This is a genomic window from Duganella sp. OV510, assembly GCF_900100205.1.
In the GTDB taxonomy this organism is placed as follows: Bacteria; Pseudomonadota; Gammaproteobacteria; order Burkholderiales; family Burkholderiaceae_D; genus Rugamonas.
Map to the genome: position 1 here is coordinate 561600 of NZ_FNEQ01000002.1, position 20809 is coordinate 582408.

Below are 20809 nucleotides of genomic sequence, written 5' to 3' on the forward strand. Positions count from 1 at the left end.
TCTCCTCATCGCTGCGGGCTGGCTATCCAGTATGCAACTATGTGGAGCGCCATGCCAGCGCCACGCCATGCCTGTATTTTTCAAGCAACAGCGTGACGCCAGGGACGGCTTACAGCTTGCCGTTCAGGGTGACGAAGAACTGGCGTGGGGCGCCGTTCAGCAAGGTTTGCGCCGTGCCTTTCGGATCGCTGGCCTGGAAGCCGTTGGTGCCGATGGTGCTGATGTACTGTTTGTCCAGCAGGTTGGTAACGTTGACTTGCAGCGACAATTCTTTCGCCCAGCCCAGGGACTTCAGCTTGTAGCCGGCCGACAGGTTAGCTACCCAGTAGGCGTCCACCGCGTTGTCGTTCAGGTAGGTGTAGTAGCGCTTGGCGGTGTACTTGCCGCCGACGCGCGCGAAGAACGGGCCGCCGTCATACGATACTTCGGTGTTGAACAGCTGCTTCGGCGAGTTCACTACCGTCTTGCCGCTGACCGCCACCAGCGTGGTGCCGTCCGTGTAGTTCGACTTGTACTTGGAGTCGTTGTAGGTGTAGGAGTTGAACCAGCTGAATTCGCGGTTGAACTTCCACACGGCGATCGCTTCCGCACCCTTGGTATCGACCTTGCCGACGTTGACGAAGGTCGATGGGCAGCCAACGATGCCGGCGCAGGTGGCGACGCTCAGTTGACGGTCATCGAAGCGCGCGTTGTACACCGCCAGCGACCCCTGGAAACTGGCGCGCTTGAAGCGGTAGCCGAGGTCGACATTGGTCGAGGTTTCCGGTTTCAGGCTGGCGATGCCGGCGTTGTAGGCCTGTTGCGTCTGCGAGAACGGACCGCCGACGCCTGGCTGGTGGGCGCGCATGTTTTTCGACGCCGAACCGAACACTTCGTCGTCCTGGCTGATGGCGTAATTGAAGCCGGCCTGCGGCAGGAATTTCTTCTCGGCGCTCAACTGGCCGGCGGCGCGCGTGCCGACCAGGTTGCGGGCGGCGATGTCGACGTCCAGCGACTTGAAGCCGGCGTTGATTTTCAGCTTGCCGTCCATCAGCGCCAGCGTGTCCTGCAGGTAGTACTGCGAGGTGGTGGTGATGAAGTTCTGCTTCCAGTCCACCTGGAACGGATTGCGCAGGTAGTACATGGTGTCGCCGGGGCCGGTGGCGCCGTAGTAGGCGCGGGTGCCGGTGTGATTGCTGCGCTCGCCCCACAGGCCGGCGTTGATGGTGTGGCTGCCGATTTCCCACGTCAAATCGCTGGTGACGCCGTCGCGGCCGATCGTGTACTCGGTGGTGCGGATCGAGATCGGGTTGGCGGCGTTGGTCGGCACGTAAGGCGTGTACCAATGGCCCTGGCCTTCGTTGTCGTGGTGGTAGATGGTGGTTTTCAGGCCGACGCCGCTGGCCAGGTTCAGGTCCAGCGTCAGGCCGCTGAGCGTATCCTTGCGCAGGCCGCCAGCCGAGTAGTAGGCGTCGTCCAGGCTGGTGACGCCGCCGCTGTAGACGCCCTTGGCAGCGTTGATGGCGCGCTGCCAGTCAGGCTGGTAGTTGTCCCAGTTGTAGCCGAGGCGGCCGATCATTTCTTTCGACAAATCCTGGTAGTCGATTTCCTTGCGGTCCGAATAGTTCAGGAAGCCGGTCAGGCTGTTGTTTTCGCCGAAGTTGTAGACGAAGCGCGAGTTCCACTGATCCTGGTCCTGGCCGCCGTCGCCTTTCCACTTGTCGGTGCGCTGACGGGTGCCGCTGATGAAGGCCTTGACGGCGCCGTTGATCAGGCCGGTATCGACGCGGACAAAGGTGCGCGCGGTCGAATCGCTGCCGAAGGTTTGTGCGAAGGTCAGGCCGCGCTCATCGGTTGGTGCCAGCGTGAAGAATTGCACGGTGCCGCCCAGGTTGCTCGACGACGCAGTGCCCAGCGAACCGGCGCCCTGCGACAGCGCGACGCTGCCGATGTTTTCCGACGAGATGGCGCGGCTGATGTGCAGGCCGTTGTTGTTGGCGTAGCTCATGTCGCCCAGCGGCACGCCGTCCAGCGTGTAGCCCAGCTGGCTCTGGTTGAAGCCACGCACGCTGAAGCTGGTCGACCATTCGTAGGCGCCGAACGGGTCGGCCGACTGGAAGTTCACGCCAGGCAGTTTCTCCAGCACTTTCAGCGGGCTGGTGCCCGGCAGCGCTTCGGCCAGGTCGGCCTTGTTGATGTTTTGCACCTGGCGCGACTGGCCGCGGCCGGTGATTTCCACCGTCTGCACCGGACCGGCCATGGCGGCAACGGTGGCATCTTCGGCTGCGTCGGTTTCGGCGGCGTAGGCTTGGCAAGCCAGGGCTTGCAGCACCAGCAAGCACAAAGGTTTCAGAGGGAAGCGCTGTGGCATGGTCGGTATACTTTCTTGCTAGGTTGGTGGAAATTTAACTTGCAGAATTGTAGAAATCCCATGTGACCAAGCGATGACTCGCGCATGACATCTTTGTGACACAGCAACACTTTTGAGTACGCGTGCGTACAGTGCCACCTCTGCTGCCGCACTAGCATGGCTAGCAAGGAGGCAAACATGGACACAGACTTGCGCCCTCGCGCGGACGCCGAAACAGCAACGCAGACAAAGCCGGCAAGCGCCAGCAAAGGCTGGCTCAGCAAGCTCGGCCCAGGCCTGATTACCGGCGCCGCCGACGATGATCCAAGCGGCATCGCCACTTACACGCAAGCTGGTGCCCAGTTCGGCTACGGCACGCTATGGACGCTGGCGCTGGCCTATCCGCTGATGATCGGCATCCAGGCCATCAGCGCCCACATCGGGCGCGTCAGCGGCCACGGGCTGGCGACCAATATCCGCCGCCACTTCCCGGCCTGGCTGCTATACACCATCGTCGGCCTGCTACTGCTGGCCAACACCATCAACATCGCTGCCGACATCGCTGCCATGGGGCAGGCCGCCAGCCTGGTGCTGGGCGGCGGTGCGCACTGGTACGCGGCGGCAGCTGGCGTGCTGTCGGCGGTGCTGCAAGTAATGCTGCCCTATCGCAGCTATGTGCGCGTGCTGAAATGGCTGACGCTGGCGCTGCTGGCGTATGTGGCCACCGCGCTGTCGCTGAAGCTGCCGTGGCTGCAGGTGCTGCATGCGGCGGTGCTGCCGTCGCTATCATGGGACAAGGATTACATCACCACCGTGGTGGCCATCTTTGGCACCACCATCAGTCCGTATCTATTCTTCTGGCAGGCTTCGCAGGAGGTGGAAGACTTGCGCGCCGACGACAGTGCGCAAGCGCTGAAGCGGGCGCCGCAACAGGCGCCGGCGCAGTTCCGCCGCATCAAGATCGACACCGTGATCGGCATGGGCTTCTCCAACCTGGTTGCCATGTTCATCGTCATGACGGCGGCAGCCACGCTGGGCGCGCATGGCGTGACGCAGATTACGTCGTCGGCGCAGGCGGCCGAGGCGCTGCGCCCGATCGCCGGCGACTTCGCGTTCGCATTGTTCAGCATCGGCATCATCGGCACCGGGCTGCTGGCGGTGCCGGTGCTGGCCGGCTCGGCCGCCTACGCCATCGCTGGCGCGATGCGCTGGAAGAACAGCCTGGAGCTGCAACTGTCCGGCGCCCGCAAGTTCTACGCCATCATCATCGGCGCCACGCTGGTGGGCACGGCGCTGTGCTTCACCTCGATCGACCCGATGCGCGCGCTGTACTGGAGCGCGGTGGTCAATGGCGTGATCGCCGTGCCGGTGATGGCGGTGGTGATGCTGCTGGCGACACGTCCCGCCGTCATGGGCACGCTGGTCATCTCGCGCCGCCTGCGCGTGCTGGGCTGGCTGTGCACCGCCGTCATGACGCTGGCGGCGCTGGCGATGTTTGCCACGCTGGAGTAGCTGGAGTAAGCTGAGGTTTTCCGGGAGGTGCGATGTCTCGACTGCTTGCGCTGCTGCTCGTTGCCACCATGGCCCTGCCCGCCTTCGCAGTCGAGCGGCTATTCCCGCCCAACATTCTGCGCGGAAAATTCACGCCCGGCTATTTCCCCGACATCACGCTGGACGGCAAGCAGCGCCAGTTGTCGCCAGCGGCGCGTATTTTCAACGAGGACAACCGCATCGACATGCCAGCCACGCTGCGTGGCAAGGACATCGTGGTCAATTACACGGTGGACGGCATGGGCTATATCGATCGCATCTGGATACTCACCGCCGAGGAAGCGGCGCAGAAAGTGCCATCGGCGGCTGCCGTCAAATAGCGTAGTCGGTATAGGCCGGCTGGGTCGCGTGGGCGCGTTCGCCGGCAAAGCGCAGCAGCTCGTCCGGCGGGATCGGCCGCGCGATGTGATAGCCCTGCAGGTAGTGGCAGCCCATCTTTTCCAGGATGGCTGCCTGACCCTCGGTCTCGACGCCCTCGGCCACCAGTTGCAGGCCCAGGCTGTGTCCCATGGCGATGATGGCGTGCACCAGGCTGTTGCTGCGCTCGCTATGCTCGATATCCATGACAAAGGCGCGGTCGATCTTCAGCGTGTTGAGGTGGAACTGGGTCAGGTAGCTGAGCGACGAGTAGCCGGTACCGAAATCGTCCAGCGAAATGCCGACGCCCAGCGCGCGCAACTGCGCCAGCACGGTTTGCACATTGGCTGTGTCCTCGATCAGCACGCGCTCGGTCATTTCCAGTTCCAGCTGGTGCGGTGACAGGCCATTCTGGATCAGCGCCTGCGACACCAGCGTGACAAACTGCGGATCGGCTAGTTGCCAGGCAGAGACGTTGATGCTGATCGTCACATCGTCCAGCACGCTTTTCTTCCACGCGCCCAGCTGACGGCAGGCCTGCTCCAGCACCCAGGTGCCGAGCGCGATGATCATGCCGCTGTCTTCCGCCACCGGGATGAAACGGTCCGGCGTTACCTGCCCCAGCAGCGAACTATTCCAGCGCAGCAGCGCCTCCACCTTGGTCAGCTTGCCGGAATGGGCATTGGTGATGGCCTGGTAGACCAGGTAGAACTCGTTGGCCTCGATGGCGCCGCGCAAGGCGCCGTCGATGACCAGTCCATCCTTGGCGACCGCGTTCATGGCATCGTGGAAGATGCGCTGCTCGCCGCGGCCGGCTTTCTTGGCCTCGTACATGGCGATGTCGGCGTTGCGTATCAGCGTGTCGCTGTCGTGGCCGTGCTGCGGATAGTAGGCGATGCCGATGCTGGCCGTCACGCTCAAGGCGTGATAGGACACTTCAAAACCCTTGGCCATGGCGGCGATGATTTCGTTGGCGCAATCAGTGGCCATCCACTCGGCGCTGTCGCGCGCCAGGTCGGGGATGATGACGATGAATTCATCGCCACCGAAGCGGGCCAGCACATCGTCCGGACGCAGCAGGCTGTGCAGGCGGCTGGCGGCGCTGCGCAGCAGTTCGTCGCCAGCAGCATGCCCGAAGGAATCGTTGACGCGCTTGAACTTGTCCAGATCGATGAACAGCACGGCGCACTCGCGGCCCTTGCTAGCGGCTTTCTCAACTTCCTGGGCCAGGCGGGTCGACAGGGCGTGACGGTTGAAGCAGCCGGTCACCGGGTCGATGCGGGCGGCCTGGTACAGCAAATCATCCTTCTTCTTGCGTTCGCTGACGTCCAGCAGCTGTACCAGACAGTACAGTTGTCCGCGTTCGATGTATGGTGAGCCAAGCAGTTCGACCGGCAGGCGGTTGCCATTGCGCAGATTCAATATTGCCGTATCGGCAATGGGATACTGCACGCCCTCGGCTTCGAAGCGCTGGAAATACTGGTCGGCCATGTCGCGGGTCAGGCCCGGCAGCAGGTCGGAACTATGCAAGCCGATGAGTTCCTGGGCGTTGTTAAATCCCAGCAATTTTGCACAACGTTCATTGGCGACGTGGATGTAGCCACGCCGGTCGCGTATCAGAAAACCGTGGCTGAGGCTGTCGATGGTGTGGGCATATCGCTGCTGGATTTCATCCTGAACCGCGTAGATCAGGCCCAGCATCGACAGCATCTTGAGCACGCTGGTGCCAACAAACCAGATGCCATACATTTCCGGACTGAGGCTGGCGGCAGTTAATAAATTAAATCCGCCGCGCAGTATCAATGTCAGGCCAAGCAGGCGATAACGATTATGTACACTGGCCAGGCGTGAGCCTATCCATAACATCACCAGACCCAGCGCGGAGGCGCTGCCAGGCACCAGCCAAGTATTATTAGTCCACCATAAAAAATAGAATACGCCGCTGCAAATTAAAACGCCCGGCGCCAGCCAGCGCATATGGCTGCGACGCAAGCGACCGATAAAGAACTGCATGCCGGCCCAATAGCCAGCCATGCCGACGGTTAAAAACAGCGCGCATAAATATAATTGCCACTGCAAAGAAACCAGATTACCAGCCTTGAACCACACCACCCCGCCGGCCATTACTGATAATTGGCCAGCACCCCAGAATAGTGCATGCTTTTCCTTACGCTGCATCAGCCAAAGGAAAATCAATAACACGCTTAATATTGCGTCGGCGGTAAATTCCACCACCATGGCGGTGAGGTAGCTCGGATCTGCGCTCATCAGCGTTGGCGCCGAGTGGCGCGGCTTAATTTGACCTTGCCATTGTAAGCCGAACTCATCAGATCATGCCAACAATTAGCATATACCCGCCATTTTTGAGCATACCTCCCTAGAGAAACAACGAAATGGCGAGGCTCCACATGACGATGGCGATAATGCCGTCCAAAATCCGCCAGGCATTGGGGCGCGCGAATACCGGCGTCAAATAGCGTGCGCCCAAACCCAGGCTGCTAAACCATACCGCCGATGCCAGCATGGCGCCCAGGGCAAAATACAGCCGACCATTGCCTGGCTGCTGGCCGCCAATCGAACCTAATAGCACCACGGTGTCCAGATAAACATGGGGATTTAAAAGGCTGAATGCCAGCATCGCTGCGACGACTTTCTTGCGGTCTGGCTCAGTATTATTATCTTTGGTCACCAGGGCTGATGGATGCATCGCCGAACGCGCGGCACGCAATCCATACCAGAATAAAAATCCAGCACCGCCAATCTTTATCCAGAATAAAAGCACAGGTGCTTCAGTAATCAGTTTTCCCATGCCTGCCACGCCTGCGCCAATCAATGCGACATCGCAAATAATACAAATGGCGATGCAGGTAAAAACAAATTCACGTTTTAACGCCTGTCTCAGCAAATAAGCGTTTTGTGAACCGATGGCAACTATCAGGCTGCCGCCGAGTCCGATACCTTTCAAAAAAGCAGTGCCTTCCATGGCTTTCTCCGAACGAAAAACGCCAGATTACGGCCCGCGCAAAGATAAGTATAATTAATATTATTTGCCAAATATTAGGTGAGCTAATGAGCCGCGTGGACTACCGGGGACTGGCCGCACTGGACGCGGTGATCGATTATGGCAGCTTTGACAAGGCCGCAGCCGCCTTGTCGATCACCCAGTCGGCGGTGTCGCAACGCATCCGCATGCTGGAAAACAGCGCCGGCGAATTGCTGATCGTGCGCAGCCAGCCGCCCTCGCCGACCGAAGCCGGCCAACGCCTGATCGCCCATTACCGCCAGGTGCGGCTGCTGGAATCGGCGCTGGACAAGCGCCCCGGCGACAGCGGCGCACCGGCCGAAATCGCCATCGCGGTGAATGCCGACAGCGCCGCCACTTGGCTACAGGAAGCCGTCACGCCCCTGATGAGCGACGGCAACTGCATGCTGCACATCCGCCTGGATGATCAGGATCACACACTGACCATGCTGCGCGAAGGCCGGGTAGTCGGCTGCGTCACCAGCGAAACCGCGCAGGTGCCCGGCACCACCGTCACCTCGCTGGGCACGATGCGGTATGTATGTGTGGCCAGCCCGGCCTTTGCCACGCGCTGGTTCCCGGACGGCATGACAGCGCAGGCTGTCCAGCGCGCACCGGCGCTGAATTTCGACCGCAAGGACATGCTGCAAACCCGCTTCATCGCCCAGCGCACCGGCTACACCGGCCGCTATCCCCATCATGCGCTGTCCAGTTCGGAAGGATATGTGCGTTTTATCGAAGCAGGCCTGGGCTATGGCATGCTGCCGACGCAGCAATGCGAACGCCAGCTACGGGACGGCACACTGATCGACCTGGCGCCAGGCGCCTGGCTGGATGTGCCGCTGGTATGGCATATGTGGGATATCCAGACACCGTTCACGCGCGCATTGTCGGATAATCTGATCGCTACTGCGCGCAAATGGCTGCTTTAGCTACCTAATTCCTCGCGCGCCCGCGTTTCCCACGCCTCCACGTCAGGCTGGTGCAGGTAGCGCGTCTCGGCCGCCGGCTCGCTCATCGGCGGGCCAACACGCCGGTAAATCATGACGCTGGTCCACGACAAGGTGCCTGGCGGATGTGATTCCAGCAATTGGAAAGCAGGATGACGGATGGAATAGGTGGTAGTGGTTACCACCGCCCCTTCCGGAAGTTCGCGCGCCAGCTTGTTGCTGAGCGCATCCATCAGCGGTCCGAAGCAGGTGCTATACAGGAAAACCAGGCTGGCACCGCGCAGGTCCACCTTGAACATATCGTTTTCGATGAAGACGATGCGCGCGCCCAATTCCAGCAGATGGCGGCCATTCACCGTGATACCGGTTGGCAGCCGCAGCGGCGTCTCCGGTTTCAGCGGTTCGGACAAGGCTTCCAGCCCCTGGCGGGTCAGCGTCAGCACGCGCACCAGGCGCTCCTGCGCCAGCCGGTGCCGGTAATTCATCAACTCCACGCCGATGCAGCGGGTGAACGGGAAGCTCAGCGCGGCGGTCATCACCACCTTGCCCAGCCCACTGCCGAGATCGACCATGATGCCGCCCGGCGCCAGATAAGCCTTGACCGCGTCGAAATAGTTTTCCAGCTCGAAGCGTTGCATTTCGCCGTAGATCAGCCCACCCTCCTGGATCAGCCAGTGATGGATTTCATCGTCGGAAATCTCTTCCAGCTGGCGGAAGGACGGCAGCGGCGCCAGCTTGGGCAACATGCCCATCGGCTGGATGCTGGCCGGCAGCGTGCCGACCATCACGCTCAGATGCGGGCGCAGGCGCTGCAACAGATAATCGTGACGCGCCGGCCTTTCCATGCAGGCGCGCAACGCATAGCCAATTTCCAGGAAAGGCATGAAAGGCGAATCCGGCGTCAGTTCCAGCGTCGGACGGGCATGCGACTCGCCACCCTGTATGCTTTGCAGCAGCGCTTCGAAAATATCGGCCGGCTGGCGGACGCGCTGCACCGGTGTGGCAGGAAGGTTTACTGTACGGAAGGTCGTGCTATTCATCGGAACGAGGATTGCATCTCCCGACTTTTTTGTAAATAGAACATCACGCCGGGCGCAACGGTTTTAGCATCTTTACAACATCATCATAGTGGGCCTGCCAGCCGGAGTCGGCCAATTTGGGCGCGCACACCGGACAGACGGCGAAGGGGTCGCAGTCATGCTGCAACTCGGTGTAGTAGCGGCCAATGACCGGCTTGCCGGCATACGAGTCGGTCATCACCGGGCGCGCCTTCAGCGACGGCTTGGCGATGGCCGGCACGAAATCGGCGCCGCCGGGTGGCAGCCAGCGGGCGAAGGCGCCGGCGTCCTTCCCTTCCGGCACGTACCAGGACTTGCGCTCATTGTTCCAGCGCGCGCCGAGCGCCTTGGCTTCATCTTTTTCCGCGAACGGCACTTTTAAAAACATCATTTGAAATCACTCCGCGACAGCAAGATTGTCATTTTACTGGCTGGCGCTTATATTGGCCTATATGAACCGCATACACCGCGCCACCGGCGCCGACCTGGACCACGCCCGCCAGCTGCTGCACGAGTATTTCGACGCCGTTAACGTCGTGTTGCGCGACGATGACGACGCCATCCGGGCTTTTCTCAACGATGCCAGCTCTGCCATGTGGATCGCCTACGTCGACCACGTACCTGCAGCCTGCGTGGCCATGCGGCCGCTGGCCGGCATCGCCGGCGCCACCGAATGCAAGCGGCTGTATGTGCAACCCGCCTTCCGCCGCCTCGGCCTGGCCGAATTACTGATGGCTGCGCTGGAAAGCCATGCGGCGCAGGATGGCCATGAGACCGTCTACCTTGACACCAAGGACGACCTGATCGGCGCCATCAAGCTGTACGACCGGCTCGGCTACGAGCGCTGCGCACGCTATAACGACAACCCTCAAGCCACCATCTTCATGCGCAAGCGCTGCGCGCTATGAGAAAATGGCGGCATGCCTACTATTGAACCTCTGACCCTCACGCTGGCCGAACTGGCCGGACGCTGGAACCTTAGCCCGCAGCAGGTGCTGGAATCGCCCCACGCGCTGCCGATGTATTTCTACTTCGACGGCCTGGTGTTCGACTTCAACGACAAATGGCACCGCGCCAATGGCGACGCCAGCGTGCTGCAAACACTGGAGCAACACAAGACCCGGCTGGGCACGCTGGAAATCGACTTGCAGCGCCAGGCCATGCACAAGCGCGGCCTGCTGAAACTGACGCAATGGGAAGAAGCGCTGAGCGATGACGAGCTGCAAAGCCAGCAAGCGGAAGCCGACCGCCTCACCGAAGAAATCGCCTATCTGAGCGCGCAGCTGAAGCAGCGCGCCGAAGAACGCCAGCGCCGCGTGCGCAACGGCCTGCTGCGCGCCGCGCCGCGCACGCTGAACGACATCGCCCAGCGCGGCCAGACGCGCTTCCCGCAATTCGCCTATATGCCGCACACACCGAATCCACCTGCCGGCGACCAACCCGCCATCAGCGAAGGCGCCGTGGTCGCGATGGAAGACGGCTTCCCGCTGAAAGAAACCCTGGACGTGGCCGACCTGGTGGTGGCGATGCTGGACGTGCGCTCAGCAGAGCAACGCGGGGCGGACTAGCCGCCCGCGCTGTCGAGGATTGCTTACGCCAGCACGATCCGTTTCTGCTCGCGCGCCGAGCGGTACACCGCCTCGATGATACGGATATCGCGCAAGCCCTCTTCGCCGGCGACGATCGGCTCCTTGTTATTGATGATGCACTGTGACAGGTGATCCAGCTGTCCAGCCCACTGGGTCTTGCCTGGTCCCGGCGGCGGATCGACCTGCTTGCTGCGGTCCTGGCCTACCCACAGCTTGTTGCCGTCGTAGCGCGTACCAGGCTCCAGGTCGATGCGGCCCTTGTCGCCCATCAGCAGGATATGGTTCTGGTTGGCGCTGTACATCGACATGCAGGAACCGATAACCCCGGACGGGAATTCCAGCTGGAATTCGATCATGTCCTCCACTTCCTTGAAGCGTGGATCGTTGCGGTCCGTGGTTTCCTTGGCGTAGACCGAGATCGGTTCCTCTCCCGTCATATAACGTGCCGCGTTCAGCGCGTAAATGCCGATATCCATCATCGAACCGCCGCCAGACATGGCCTTCTTCAAGCGCCAGGCGTTCGGATTGCCGGCGGTGAAGCCGTGCTCGGAGCGGAAATAGCGCAGCTTGCCGATCGCCCCTGAACGCGCCAGACGAACTGCTTCCAGATTATGCGCCTCGAAGTGGCAGCGGTAACCGATCATCAGCTTCTTGCCGGCCTTCTTGCAGGCGGCGATCATCGCCTCGCACTCTTTCGACGACACCGCCATCGGCTTCTCGCACATCACGTGCTTGCCGGCCTGGGCGGCGCGGATGGTGTACTCGGCATGCATCGACACCGGCAGGCAGACGTAGACGATATCGATCTCTGGATTGTCCTTGATGCTATCGAAATTCTTGTAATCGTAGATGCCGGTCTCCGGCACGCCATACTCGGCCGCCACGCGCCTGGCCTTGGCCGGGTCGCCGCTGACCAGCGCCACCAGCTTGCTGTGCTCGCAGTTCTTAAACTGCGGAATGATAATCCCCAGTCCATAACCGCCCAGCCCGACAATCGCGTAGCCCAGCTTGCGCCCGGCTGGCGCCGCCATCGCCGGCAGTCCCACCGCCGTCGCCGTGATAGCGCTACCAGCAGCAATCACCAGCCCGCGTCGATTGATATCAATCATCTCCTGCTCCTCTTTTTTTGTGGATGTAGCGACAATTTTAGTCTAAGAGCAAGGCAGAAAATCATGGTAACGGAAAATATTCAAATGCACCCCGCTGTTATCTTATGATCATTGCAAAATAATAAAAATCTAGGGAGAATATGCCCTTCCTGACGTTTTTGTCAGGGCACTGCGGATTTAGCAACCATGTCTTACCACGTAGAAGTGATCAGCACGTTAGAAGGCCTGGATAACCTTAAGAGTAGATGGCAAGAGTTATGTGCGCAGTTACCTGAAAATACCGGATTTTTCTCCACTTATTCCTACCTGCGTCTCTATCTGGAATTCCATCAGCCATCACACTGGATCGTGGCGGCGATTTACAACGGCGACCAATCGGAATTACTGGGTATTTTCCCGTTATCGTTTTTCAATATCAAGTCCGAGGGTACGCTCTATCGCGCCTGCAAACCGTTGTCCACGACTTACGCGGCTTACTTCGACTTCGCCGTGGTGAGTCATCAGCGGCGGCAGGTCCTGGCCATGCTCAACCTGGTGCTCACCGAACATTTGAAGTGTGACGTAGCACTGCTCGGTCCCTTGCACGAATCCTCGCCACTGTTCACAGTGCTGCTACAGGATATGTCCCGGGATCAGTTGAAAATTATCGGCAACCCAGACTCGCTAAGTGAAATCGAAACCCGAGGGCAATCCTTTGATGCCTATTTCCGTCGCAAAAAATCGCTGACCTTGCCAGCGGCGCGCTACGAGGAGCGGCGTCTGCGCAGGATGGGCGAGGTGGACATCCGGGTGGGCGATCACAGCGATGAACTGGCAGCCATTGTGCTGGAGCTATGCGGTAGAAATGAGGAGCAGTTCTCTGAAATTAACTACTATCGCCAGCATCCCGAATGGAAAGACTACCTGGCTATGCTGGCGTGCCAGCTCGTGCCGCAGGGTTTGGCGGAAGTATCGACCTTGCGCTTCAACGGTCGGGTGATTGCATCGGCGCTGTGCTTCCTCCAACCAGGCCGGCGCTCACTGTACCTGGCCGCTTACGATCAGAAATTTGCCCGTCACTCGCCGTCCAAAGTGCTGCTGGCGCACATGCTGAAGCAATCGTTCGACGAAAAAAGTGTGTTCTGCTTTGGCACGGGTGACTACCAATACAAGCGCGACTGGAGCCAGTCGCTGGGCGAGACCCGTATTCCTGTCATTTATTTCAATGACAAAGCCCGTCAAGGATTGGATAAAGACTTGGTATTGGCAAAGCTAGGTCGCTATCTGCGCCTCCACTAACGATGCTGTTCGTAGCGCAAAAAATAATAGCTGCTCAAGAGCAGCTATTGAAAGATGGTAGGCCCTCGCGGAGTCGAACCGCGCACCAAAGGATTATGAGTTATTTGCCGCCTGATATTTAATTATTTTATCCTTATTTTTCAAATACTTAGCCAATACAAATTTGCACATAGGCTTCGCACACAGAGCTTATGTGCACGCGCTCTGCACACGGTTTCAGGGCCACGACAGCGTCGCTCCATTGCAACACTCAGAAGCCCAAGAACGGCATCCGCAGGCGGCAGGACGACGGCCCTCGGACGATGACCGGGCCAAGCCGGAAGGTATAGAGAGGATACGGCGGGCACCTACGCGTGGTGAAGGCGTGCTCCAGACCCAAACTGCGTGTGCAGGGGGCAAAAGGCGTGGTAGGTACGAAAATCCCCCGCCGTAAGGCGTGCTGGTTCCATTTCCGCCTCGGCCCTCCCCCATACAGAGAAGCACTCTTTTCGAGTGCTGTTTTTGTTTCTGGCCCAGGCAGCCACAGCACGCTCCCATATTATTCGCGATGACCTCCACACAGGACGTCTTGTAGCGGTGCTGGAAAACTTCCGCCCGCCTGCCAAGGAACCTCTGTATCTACTTTTTCAGGAACGCAAGCACATCCATCCGCGCGTTCGCGCGCTCATTGAATTTATGGAAGCAGGATTTTAACCGAACTTCCCCTCCATACAGCGCGACGGTAACTGGACGGTATTAGTCCTGCTCCGCCAGCATCGCCTGGTTGACTAGCAAGGTATCCGTGAACTGCTCAAAGAGCATCACTTGCCCCTCCTTCAGTGTCCACAGGTGGACCACGCGCGCTTGCATTGCTTTGGCCGTGGCTCGGTAGATACCGTGGTAAGTTCCTACCCCGATAACGTGGTCGCCGCCGTCGATCAGGCTTTGCAGTGCGAAGCGATAGCCGATCCATTCCTTGCCCAGCACGGCGAACACGTTCTCTACCACCGCTTGCGGACCGACCCAGGTACCGGCGCACGGAAAGCCTGCCATCTCGGTCCAGCGCACCTGCGGCGACACATCGGCCATCATGGCGTCGATATCCCCTCGTGCCGATGCTTCGTAATGCGAACGAACAATGTCAATATTGGTTTTCATTGGATCATCCCCACTGCATTTCGCCGGTGGCGACCTTGGCGCCGATCTGCAGCGCAACGGCCATGCCAGCGTTCGGGTAGCGTTGGGTCATGGCGGCAATCAGCGCGCTGCTATCGGCGGCTTTGCGCAACTCCTCCTCGAATGCCACCAGATAGTCGCGGGTATAGCTGATCGCGCTGGCGTCCGCCGCCCCACCCTGGGCCATGTGGCCTGGCACGACGACGGCAGGCAGGCGCACTGCCATGGTATCGAGATTCTGCCGCCACGCAGCACGGGCCGCAGTGCCTTGGGTATCCGCAGTCCACACATGAACGCCGGAAAACACCAGCACGCCGCCAAAGATGGCATTCAGCGAAGGCACCCAGAGGTAGCGGCGATTTGCCATACCGTCGGCATCGACGATCTCCATCGTCTGCCCTTCCAGCGTCAGCGTCGCGCCGTCAAAGGCTTCCGGCATCACAATATCCTTGAGGCTCTGAGGGCCGTTTTGTTTCAGCTGCGGCCCCCAGGTCGCCAGTTTCTTTTCGACGTTGGCCTGGATAGCAGCGATGGTCGGCGACGCTGCGATGACCCTCGCTTCAGGAAAGGCCGCCAGGATAGGCTGCAGGCTGAAGTAGTAGTCGGGATCGCTTTGGCTGATGTAGATGGTGGTGAGTTGCTTGCCGCTGGCCTTGATGGCATCGGCCACGGCCAGACCGTCAGACAGCGTGAAGCCGCCATCGATCAGCACCGCCTCGCGTGTGCCGGAAATCAGTACAGGCGCGCGGAAAAAGCCGTGCTCGCCAGCGGGAAAATGCTTCCAGGTCAGTTCGGTAGTTGCAGTCATGAGATATCCTCCTGGTTGATGGTTGCGGTTAGGCTGCTTCGATTTGGCGCAGTAGCGCCTGTGGATCTGAATTTCCCGGATCAAGATTGAGCAGCTGGCGCCTGCCACCGGATTCAAGCACCAGGGTAGGTACGCCACGGGCACCCAACTCCTGCATCAGTCGCTGCCCCTGCGCTACGCTGGATCGATATGCATTGAGCAGAGCAGCATCAGGCTGCGATAGCTGCGCGGCGGCATCTTCAAGTCCCAACGCCCGTAGCAAATCCGCTAGAACCGCCAGCGAAGTAACGTCGCTGCCATCGACGTAACGTGCATGCTGGATCGCCTTCAGTGCGTGGAACACTTGCGCCGGGGCGCTCTGGGACACGGCGGTGAGCGCCAGCGTCGCTGGTCCGCTATCAAACATCTGAGACCGTCCAGACAGGACATGCTCACGATATTGCGCTGAAAAAGGCTGCCCGGTCATGCTCAGAATGCGCTGATCGTTGGACCAGGCAAAGGCGGCGAAGGCCGCGTCCATCGGTCTGGCGCCAGCGCCGGAAAAGAGACCGGTCGGCTGTAGCCTGACGTTCAGGCCGGGGACCTTCAGCAACGGCGACACGAGGGGCGCAGCGCCGTAGCACCATCCGCACAGCGGGTCGAACAAGTAGTGCACGGTTTTGTCCATCTGACCTCCATAGTTGATGAACCCATTCTACGCAGTATGTATTGACTGGAAAATACATCTACGCCTAACATAATGTATGCCTAAAACATACAATGACTCTGCTGCCGCCCAAGGTGGGTTAGGCAATCTTCGGCGCCTCACCTACTTTGTCGCCGTAGTGGAGACCGGCTCGTTCACGGCGGCTGCAGAGCGCCTCGGGATTACCAAAGCAGTGGTCAGCCAACAGGTTGCCCGGTTAGAAAGTGAGTTCCGCACTTCACTGCTGGTGCGGACCACGCGCAGGGTGCAGCCGACTGAAGCGGGACAGGCCTTCTACTTGCGTTGCGCGCTCATCTTGCGCCAGGCCGAGGAGGCCTTTGACGAGCTGGCCGAAGGCGCGGCGGAGCCGTCCGGCACACTGCGACTGACTGCGCCCTTTGACTACGGCGTGGGCGTGGTGGTGCCTGTCATCGCGGCCTTCCGGCAACGCTACCCCGCATGCAAAGTCGACGCCATCCTCAGCGACCAGACGCTGAATGTTATGAACAGCAATATCGAACTGGCGATCCGCGTCGGCTGGCTGGCCGATACCAGCCTTCAGGCGCGACAGGTGGGCACGTTCAGGCAGTTGCTGGTGGCGTCTGCCAGCATGGCGCCGCGCGTCGCGCAGCTCCAGCAGCCGCAGGAGATTGTCACGCTGCCGTTTATTGCCAATACTGCGCTCCATGAACATCGGAAATGGCGCTTCTCGCGCCAAGGAAGTGAACCTCAAGATGTCACTGTCGAGGCAGAAGTTTATCTGGACGCCACCCTCGCGGTACGTGAAGCCGTTTGCTGCGGAATGGGACTGTCAGTGTTGCCCGATTTTGCGATTGCAGACGATCTTTCAGCAGGCCGTCTGATCCAGGTGCTGCCGCAATGGCTGCTGCCGTCCGGTGGCATCCATGCGGTATTTCCTGCAGCACGCTACCGGCCGGCCAAGGTCCGCGCCTTCGTTGACCTGCTGGCAGCCTGGGAAGAGGACCGCCAAGGTGGTTGAATGCTAGCCGGCGCTTGCAACAACTTGTATTCCTCAGGCACGGATGAAGTTGTGCGTTGACAGCGCGCCGAACGGCAACGACGCTAGCGGGCCGCCGACATCGAGGGAGCCGAGGTCAACCGGGAAGAAACCGGCAGCTTCCATGACGGCGCGTACCTCGGCCTTTGCCGCCGTATCGTCACCCGAGTAGAACAATACGCGCTGGCCACCAGCGGCTTCCGGTTCCGTTAGCACGTTGACGTCGTTGTGGTTAAATGCTTTGACCACGCGTGCGCCTGGAACGAATTGTTGGATGATCTGGCTCGAGTGCTTGCCGCCGAGATCAACCGCTTTGATCCCGTACGCTGCCAGCGGATTGCTCGGGTCGTTCGCGTCCGGCGAGGTTGCAGGATCGAAGAACTCCACCGGGTTGGTGCCGTCAATCACAATCCGACCGTTCCAGGCGGGCAGCTTGCCCAAGACTTTTTCCGTATCGATCCAACGCACCGCAATCAGCACCATGTCGGCACTTGCTGCCTCTTCCACGGTGCCAGCTTTGATTGATGGACCGAGCTCCTTGACCAGCTCCGCCAGCGAAGCCGGACCACGGCTGTTGGAGATGGTGGCCGAGAGCCCCTTTTTGGCGAGAATGCGGGCGAAGTTGGAGCCGAGAGCGCCTGAGCCAATGATGCCGATCGTCATGATGTTTCCTTTAAAGTTAAGTGAATGAACCGTTTGCTGAGTTCCATTCTAGGGCTCCATTGCTGATGGCGTTAGTAGCAATCGACTATAATCAGTTTCAAATTTTTCTTGAAGCCATGCTATGGAAACCCTCGCCAATCTGGAATCATTTGTACGCAGTGCCGAGAGTGGCAGCTTTTCTGCTGCAGCCCGCCGACTGGGCCTGACGCCGGCAGCGGTCAGTCGCAATGTTGCGCTGTTGGAGCGCAACCTTGGCGTGCGCCTCTTCGCGCGCAGCACGCGCGGTCTGACGTTGAGTGAAGCGGGTGAGCGTTTTCGACTCTCCGTACAGAGAGGACTCGACAGCATTGAGGAAGCCATCGCCGACATCAAGGTCAATGCTGGACAACCGGCCGGGGTGTTGAAGCTGAGCGCAGCGCCAGGATTTGGGATGGATTTTTTGTTACCGCTGATGCCGGCGTTTCTCGAACGCTATCCAGGCGTCACGCCCGACTGGGTTTTCGACAGCCGGCCGATGGACCTGATCGCGGGTGGTTTTGATGCAGCCATCGGCGCGGGATTCGAGCTGCCTCCGGGGATGGTGGCGCGTGAACTGGCGCGCATCCATCTGATTGCCGTGGCAGCGCCAGCGCTGTTACAAGGCCAGCGTCGTCCGAAAGACCCCGCCGGACTTGCTGAGTTGCCCGGCGTCGTGATGCGCTCACCATCGACCGGCCGCATGCGGACGCAAGTCATGCGCAACCACGCCGGCGTCGAAGTCACAGCGAAACAGCGCGCTGTCATGCTGGTCAACGATCCGGATGCACTCAGCCGCGCCGTAGTGCTGGGTCTCGGGGTCGGGCTGATACCGGTGCCACACGCAGCGCCCCATCTGGAAAGCGGTGCGCTGGTGCGTTTGCTGCCAGGCTGGTATGGCGACGTCGGACCGATCTCGCTGTATTTCACCAGTCAGAAACTGCTGCCAGCGAAGACGCGTGTCTTTGTTGATTTTGTGGTCGAGGCATTCAGGATGCAGAAGCTACCGCAACTTCTGTCTGCGAAATAGCCGCTTTCCACTGAAACGCTACCCCTGCAGGCTAAAGACAAGCCAACGAAGCCGGGTTAAACGGCATAATCTCAGAGAACTTATCGCGCCGGATCTTTGTCGGCCAATCAGCATCGGCAATTAGCGCCCGGCCGACAGCGACCAAATCGAATTCACGACGTTGCAGTCGTCTTTCCAGGTCACCAAGGTCGCTGACCGCTGCACTTTCCCCCTTGAACGCATGGGTAAAGTCCTTACCCTGTAGTCCCACAGAGCCAACCGTGATGGTGGGCTTGCCTGTGATCTTCTTGGCCCAACCTGCCAGATTGAGGTGGGAGCGATTGAACTCCGGCTCCCAGAAGCGGCGCGTAGAGCAGTGAAAGATGTCCACGCCGGCCAACGCCAGCGGCTCCAGTAACGCGGACAGTTCCAAGGGATTCGTCGCCAGTCTGGCGTGGTAGTCCTGCTGTTTCCACTGCGAAACGCGAAATATGATGTTGAAGTCCGATCCAACGCGTTGGCGCACCGCATGGACAACTTCCCTTGCGAATCTGGTGCGGTCAACGATGTCGCCGCCATATCGATCAGTGCGTCGATTGGATTGCGCCCAGAAGAACTGGTCGAGCAGATAACCATGGGCGCCATGTAATTCGATTGCGTCGAAACCAATTTCCTTGGCCTTCGCTGCGGCACTGGCAAAGGCACTGATCGTGTCGGCGATGTCAGCGTCGGTCATTGGCGCCGACACCTCATCGCCGGAGGCTGACAAACCAGAAGGTCCTTCGGATGGACTGCCGGGATTGGGGCCGGAACCAGGCTCTCGCGCCATGCCCATATGCCACAGTTGCGGCGCAATTTTGCCACCGGCTGCATGAACTTCCCCAACCACGCGCGCCCAGGCGTCCAGGCTTTCGCGTGTGTGAAAGTTAGGGATAGCCGTGTCGTTCGACGCGCTTGGCCGGTTGATGGTCGTACCTTCTGTGATGATGAGCCCGACACCACCTTCTACACGGCGGCGGTAGTATGCAGCTACCTCATCCGTCGGCACACCGTTCGGCGACCGGGCACGGGTCATGGGCGCCATGACGATGCGGTTTTCCAATGAGAGTGTCTTGTTGCGGAATGTCGAAAACAGCGGATTGGATGGCATGATGATCTCGGTCGGTGTCGGTGCGATTGCGCAGGTCGGTCTTGCCCGGCGTTGAAAAAGCAGGTGTCCCCGGTTATTGGTTGGGGCTTACGGTTTCAGAAATAAACCGTGCAGACTCGCGCAGTGCTTGCTCTGCTTCCGGCAAGAAGCTCTGGAAAAAATGCCAGGCATGGGGCATATGTGGCCACACTTCCAGATTGACCCGCACACGGTTCTCGGCCAAGTGACTGGCCAGGCGCATGGCATCGCTAAGCATCAGTTCGTTCTCGCCGATCTGTACCAGGATCGGTGGCAGTCCGGTGACGTCGGCGAATACCGGCGAGGCCAATGGGTGGTTCGGCAACGCCCCTGCGAGGAAGGTCCGGGCCAGCAGGTCCAGCAACGGCTTGGTGTTGAGCGGATCGAGACCTTCACGATTCGTCATTGACGCACCAGTGTGCTCCAGGTTGGCCCAAGGCGAAATGGCGACGCCAGCGGCCGGTAGCGGCAGTCCCTTTTGCTTGGCAGCGACCATCACGCTGACCACCATGGCGCCACCAGCAGACTCACCCGCGAAGGCAATTTTCCGTGCCGGGATACCTTGTTCCAGCAACCATTCGTAGGCGCGCAGACCATCGTCAATTGCCGCAGGGAAGGGATGCTCTGGGGCGAGGCGGTAATCGGGGATGTAGACGCGGGCGCCGAGCAGCTTGGCGTAGTTGCCGCCGATGCCGCGATATCCGGCCGGCTCACCGACTATATAGGCGCCGCCATGAATATAGACCAGGACAAGGTCGGAATCTTGTACCTCGGGCAGCACCAGCGTAGCCGGCACGCCCCCCATGTCGACCTCTTCAAACCGCACGCCTTGCGGCGGCTTCTGCTGCGCCTGAAATGCGGTGTACGAAGCGCGCACCTGGCCCATTGATGCAGTTTCGTCGCTGCCGCTCAGGACCGGCACCAGGTTGACCAGGCTGTCTGCCCAGCCGCTCATTGCTTGTGTTAATGGTTGATTCATCATTATCCTCGGTTATTTGCTTCCAATCGAAACGAATTGAGATATTATCCAAAGGATTGGGGAATG

At 59.9% G+C, this 20809-nt stretch carries 20 protein-coding genes; 8 read left to right on the plus strand and 12 right to left on the minus strand.

Annotated features, from left to right (window positions below; translation table 11 throughout):
- Positions 1-109: 109 nt before the first annotated feature.
- Positions 110-2350 (minus strand): TonB-dependent receptor, encoded by a 2241-nt coding sequence (locus BLS51_RS09575; protein WP_090181145.1) that lies wholly within the window; start codon positions 2348-2350, stop codon positions 110-112.
- A 177-nt stretch (positions 2351-2527) separates the two neighbouring features.
- Between BLS51_RS09575 and BLS51_RS09580 the strand changes: the two genes are divergently transcribed.
- Both BLS51_RS09580 and BLS51_RS09585 read left to right on the plus strand, forming a co-directional pair.
- On the plus strand, positions 2528-3841 hold the full coding sequence (locus BLS51_RS09580; protein ID WP_090181142.1) for an NRAMP family divalent metal transporter: 1314 nt from the start codon (positions 2528-2530) through the stop codon (positions 3839-3841).
- Between the two features lie 32 nt (positions 3842-3873).
- Positions 3874-4200, plus strand: coding sequence for a hypothetical protein (locus BLS51_RS09585; protein ID WP_090181137.1), 327 nt, complete (start codon positions 3874-3876; stop codon positions 4198-4200).
- Here the strand turns inward: BLS51_RS09585 and BLS51_RS09590 are convergent.
- Positions 4193-6505 (minus strand): putative bifunctional diguanylate cyclase/phosphodiesterase, encoded by a 2313-nt coding sequence (locus BLS51_RS09590; RefSeq protein WP_229207481.1) that lies wholly within the window; start codon positions 6503-6505, stop codon positions 4193-4195. The two genes, BLS51_RS09585 and BLS51_RS09590, sit on opposite strands and share 8 nt — an antisense overlap.
- A 109-nt stretch (positions 6506-6614) precedes the next feature.
- Positions 6615-7220: a LysE/ArgO family amino acid transporter gene (locus BLS51_RS09595; protein ID WP_090181059.1), complete on the minus strand. Its 606-nt coding sequence runs from the start codon at positions 7218-7220 to the stop codon at positions 6615-6617.
- An 86-nt stretch (positions 7221-7306) separates the two neighbouring features.
- Here BLS51_RS09595 and BLS51_RS09600 point away from each other — a divergent pair, with 86 nt between their 5' ends.
- A complete protein-coding gene (locus BLS51_RS09600) occupies positions 7307-8191 on the plus strand; it encodes a LysR family transcriptional regulator ArgP (RefSeq protein ID WP_090181058.1) in 885 nt (294 codons plus the stop codon).
- Here the strand turns inward: BLS51_RS09600 and BLS51_RS09605 are convergent.
- Together BLS51_RS09605 and BLS51_RS09610 are read right to left on the minus strand one after the other, a co-directional pair.
- Positions 8188-9249, minus strand: a complete 1062-nt coding sequence (locus BLS51_RS09605; RefSeq protein ID WP_090181057.1) for a class I SAM-dependent methyltransferase — start codon at positions 9247-9249, stop codon at positions 8188-8190. The two genes, BLS51_RS09600 and BLS51_RS09605, sit on opposite strands and share 4 nt — an antisense overlap.
- Before the next feature lie 43 nt (positions 9250-9292).
- Complete coding sequence (locus tag BLS51_RS09610) at positions 9293-9658, minus strand: DUF5710 domain-containing protein (RefSeq protein WP_090181055.1); 366 nt, start codon at positions 9656-9658, stop codon at positions 9293-9295.
- A gap of 61 nt (positions 9659-9719) precedes the next feature.
- Here BLS51_RS09610 and BLS51_RS09615 point away from each other — a divergent pair, with 61 nt between their 5' ends.
- Complete coding sequence (locus BLS51_RS09615; protein WP_090182196.1) at positions 9720-10175, plus strand: GNAT family N-acetyltransferase; 456 nt, start codon at positions 9720-9722, stop codon at positions 10173-10175.
- 12 nt (positions 10176-10187) lie between these two features.
- The gene (locus tag BLS51_RS09620) at positions 10188-10835 is read left to right on the plus strand and encodes a hypothetical protein (protein WP_090181054.1); all 648 of its coding nucleotides are present in this window, start codon (positions 10188-10190) and stop codon (positions 10833-10835) included.
- 23 nt (positions 10836-10858) lie between these two features.
- Here the strand turns inward: BLS51_RS09620 and BLS51_RS09625 are convergent, their stop codons facing one another.
- On the minus strand, positions 10859-11965 hold the full coding sequence (locus BLS51_RS09625) for a Gfo/Idh/MocA family protein (protein WP_090181053.1): 1107 nt from the start codon (positions 11963-11965) through the stop codon (positions 10859-10861).
- Between the two features lie 186 nt (positions 11966-12151).
- Between BLS51_RS09625 and BLS51_RS09630 the strand changes: the two genes are divergently transcribed.
- The gene (locus BLS51_RS09630) at positions 12152-13243 is read left to right on the plus strand and encodes a GNAT family N-acetyltransferase (RefSeq protein WP_090181050.1); all 1092 of its coding nucleotides are present in this window, start codon (positions 12152-12154) and stop codon (positions 13241-13243) included.
- A 735-nt stretch (positions 13244-13978) separates the two neighbouring features.
- Here the strand turns inward: BLS51_RS09630 and BLS51_RS09635 are convergent.
- Genes BLS51_RS09635 through BLS51_RS09645 form a run of 3 tightly spaced genes read right to left on the minus strand, consistent with a single transcriptional unit; the run spans position 13979 to position 15873 of the window.
- Positions 13979-14380 carry a nuclear transport factor 2 family protein gene (locus BLS51_RS09635; RefSeq protein ID WP_090181048.1) on the minus strand — a complete coding sequence of 134 codons (402 nt, stop codon included), beginning with the start codon at positions 14378-14380 and terminating at the stop codon, positions 13979-13981.
- Positions 14381-14384: 4 nt separating this feature from the next.
- On the minus strand, positions 14385-15206 hold the full coding sequence (locus tag BLS51_RS09640) for an MBL fold metallo-hydrolase (protein WP_229207480.1): 822 nt from the start codon (positions 15204-15206) through the stop codon (positions 14385-14387).
- 28 nt (positions 15207-15234) lie between these two features.
- Entirely contained in the window at positions 15235-15873 is a 639-nt protein-coding gene (locus BLS51_RS09645; protein ID WP_090181045.1) for a DsbA family protein, read from the minus strand.
- A gap of 76 nt (positions 15874-15949) precedes the next feature.
- On the opposite strand from BLS51_RS09645, the gene BLS51_RS09650 reads away from it, so the two are divergent.
- Complete coding sequence (locus BLS51_RS09650; protein ID WP_090181043.1) at positions 15950-16891, plus strand: LysR family transcriptional regulator; 942 nt, start codon at positions 15950-15952, stop codon at positions 16889-16891.
- 33 nt (positions 16892-16924) lie between these two features.
- On the opposite strand, the gene BLS51_RS09655 is transcribed toward BLS51_RS09650, so the two are convergent.
- Complete coding sequence (locus BLS51_RS09655) at positions 16925-17572, minus strand: NADPH-dependent F420 reductase (protein WP_090181040.1); 648 nt, start codon at positions 17570-17572, stop codon at positions 16925-16927.
- 121 nt (positions 17573-17693) lie between these two features.
- Here BLS51_RS09655 and BLS51_RS09660 point away from each other — a divergent pair, with 121 nt between their 5' ends.
- Positions 17694-18617, plus strand: coding sequence for a LysR family transcriptional regulator (locus BLS51_RS09660; RefSeq protein WP_090181037.1), 924 nt, complete (start codon positions 17694-17696; stop codon positions 18615-18617).
- A gap of 31 nt (positions 18618-18648) precedes the next feature.
- On the opposite strand, the gene BLS51_RS09665 is transcribed toward BLS51_RS09660, so the two are convergent.
- Together BLS51_RS09665 and BLS51_RS09670 are read right to left on the minus strand one after the other, a co-directional pair.
- Positions 18649-19746 carry an NADH:flavin oxidoreductase gene (locus BLS51_RS09665; RefSeq protein WP_090181036.1) on the minus strand — a complete coding sequence of 366 codons (1098 nt, stop codon included), beginning with the start codon at positions 19744-19746 and terminating at the stop codon, positions 18649-18651.
- 73 nt (positions 19747-19819) lie between these two features.
- The gene (locus BLS51_RS09670; protein WP_090181035.1) at positions 19820-20743 is read right to left on the minus strand and encodes an alpha/beta hydrolase; all 924 of its coding nucleotides are present in this window, start codon (positions 20741-20743) and stop codon (positions 19820-19822) included.
- Positions 20744-20809: the final 66 nt, after the last annotated feature.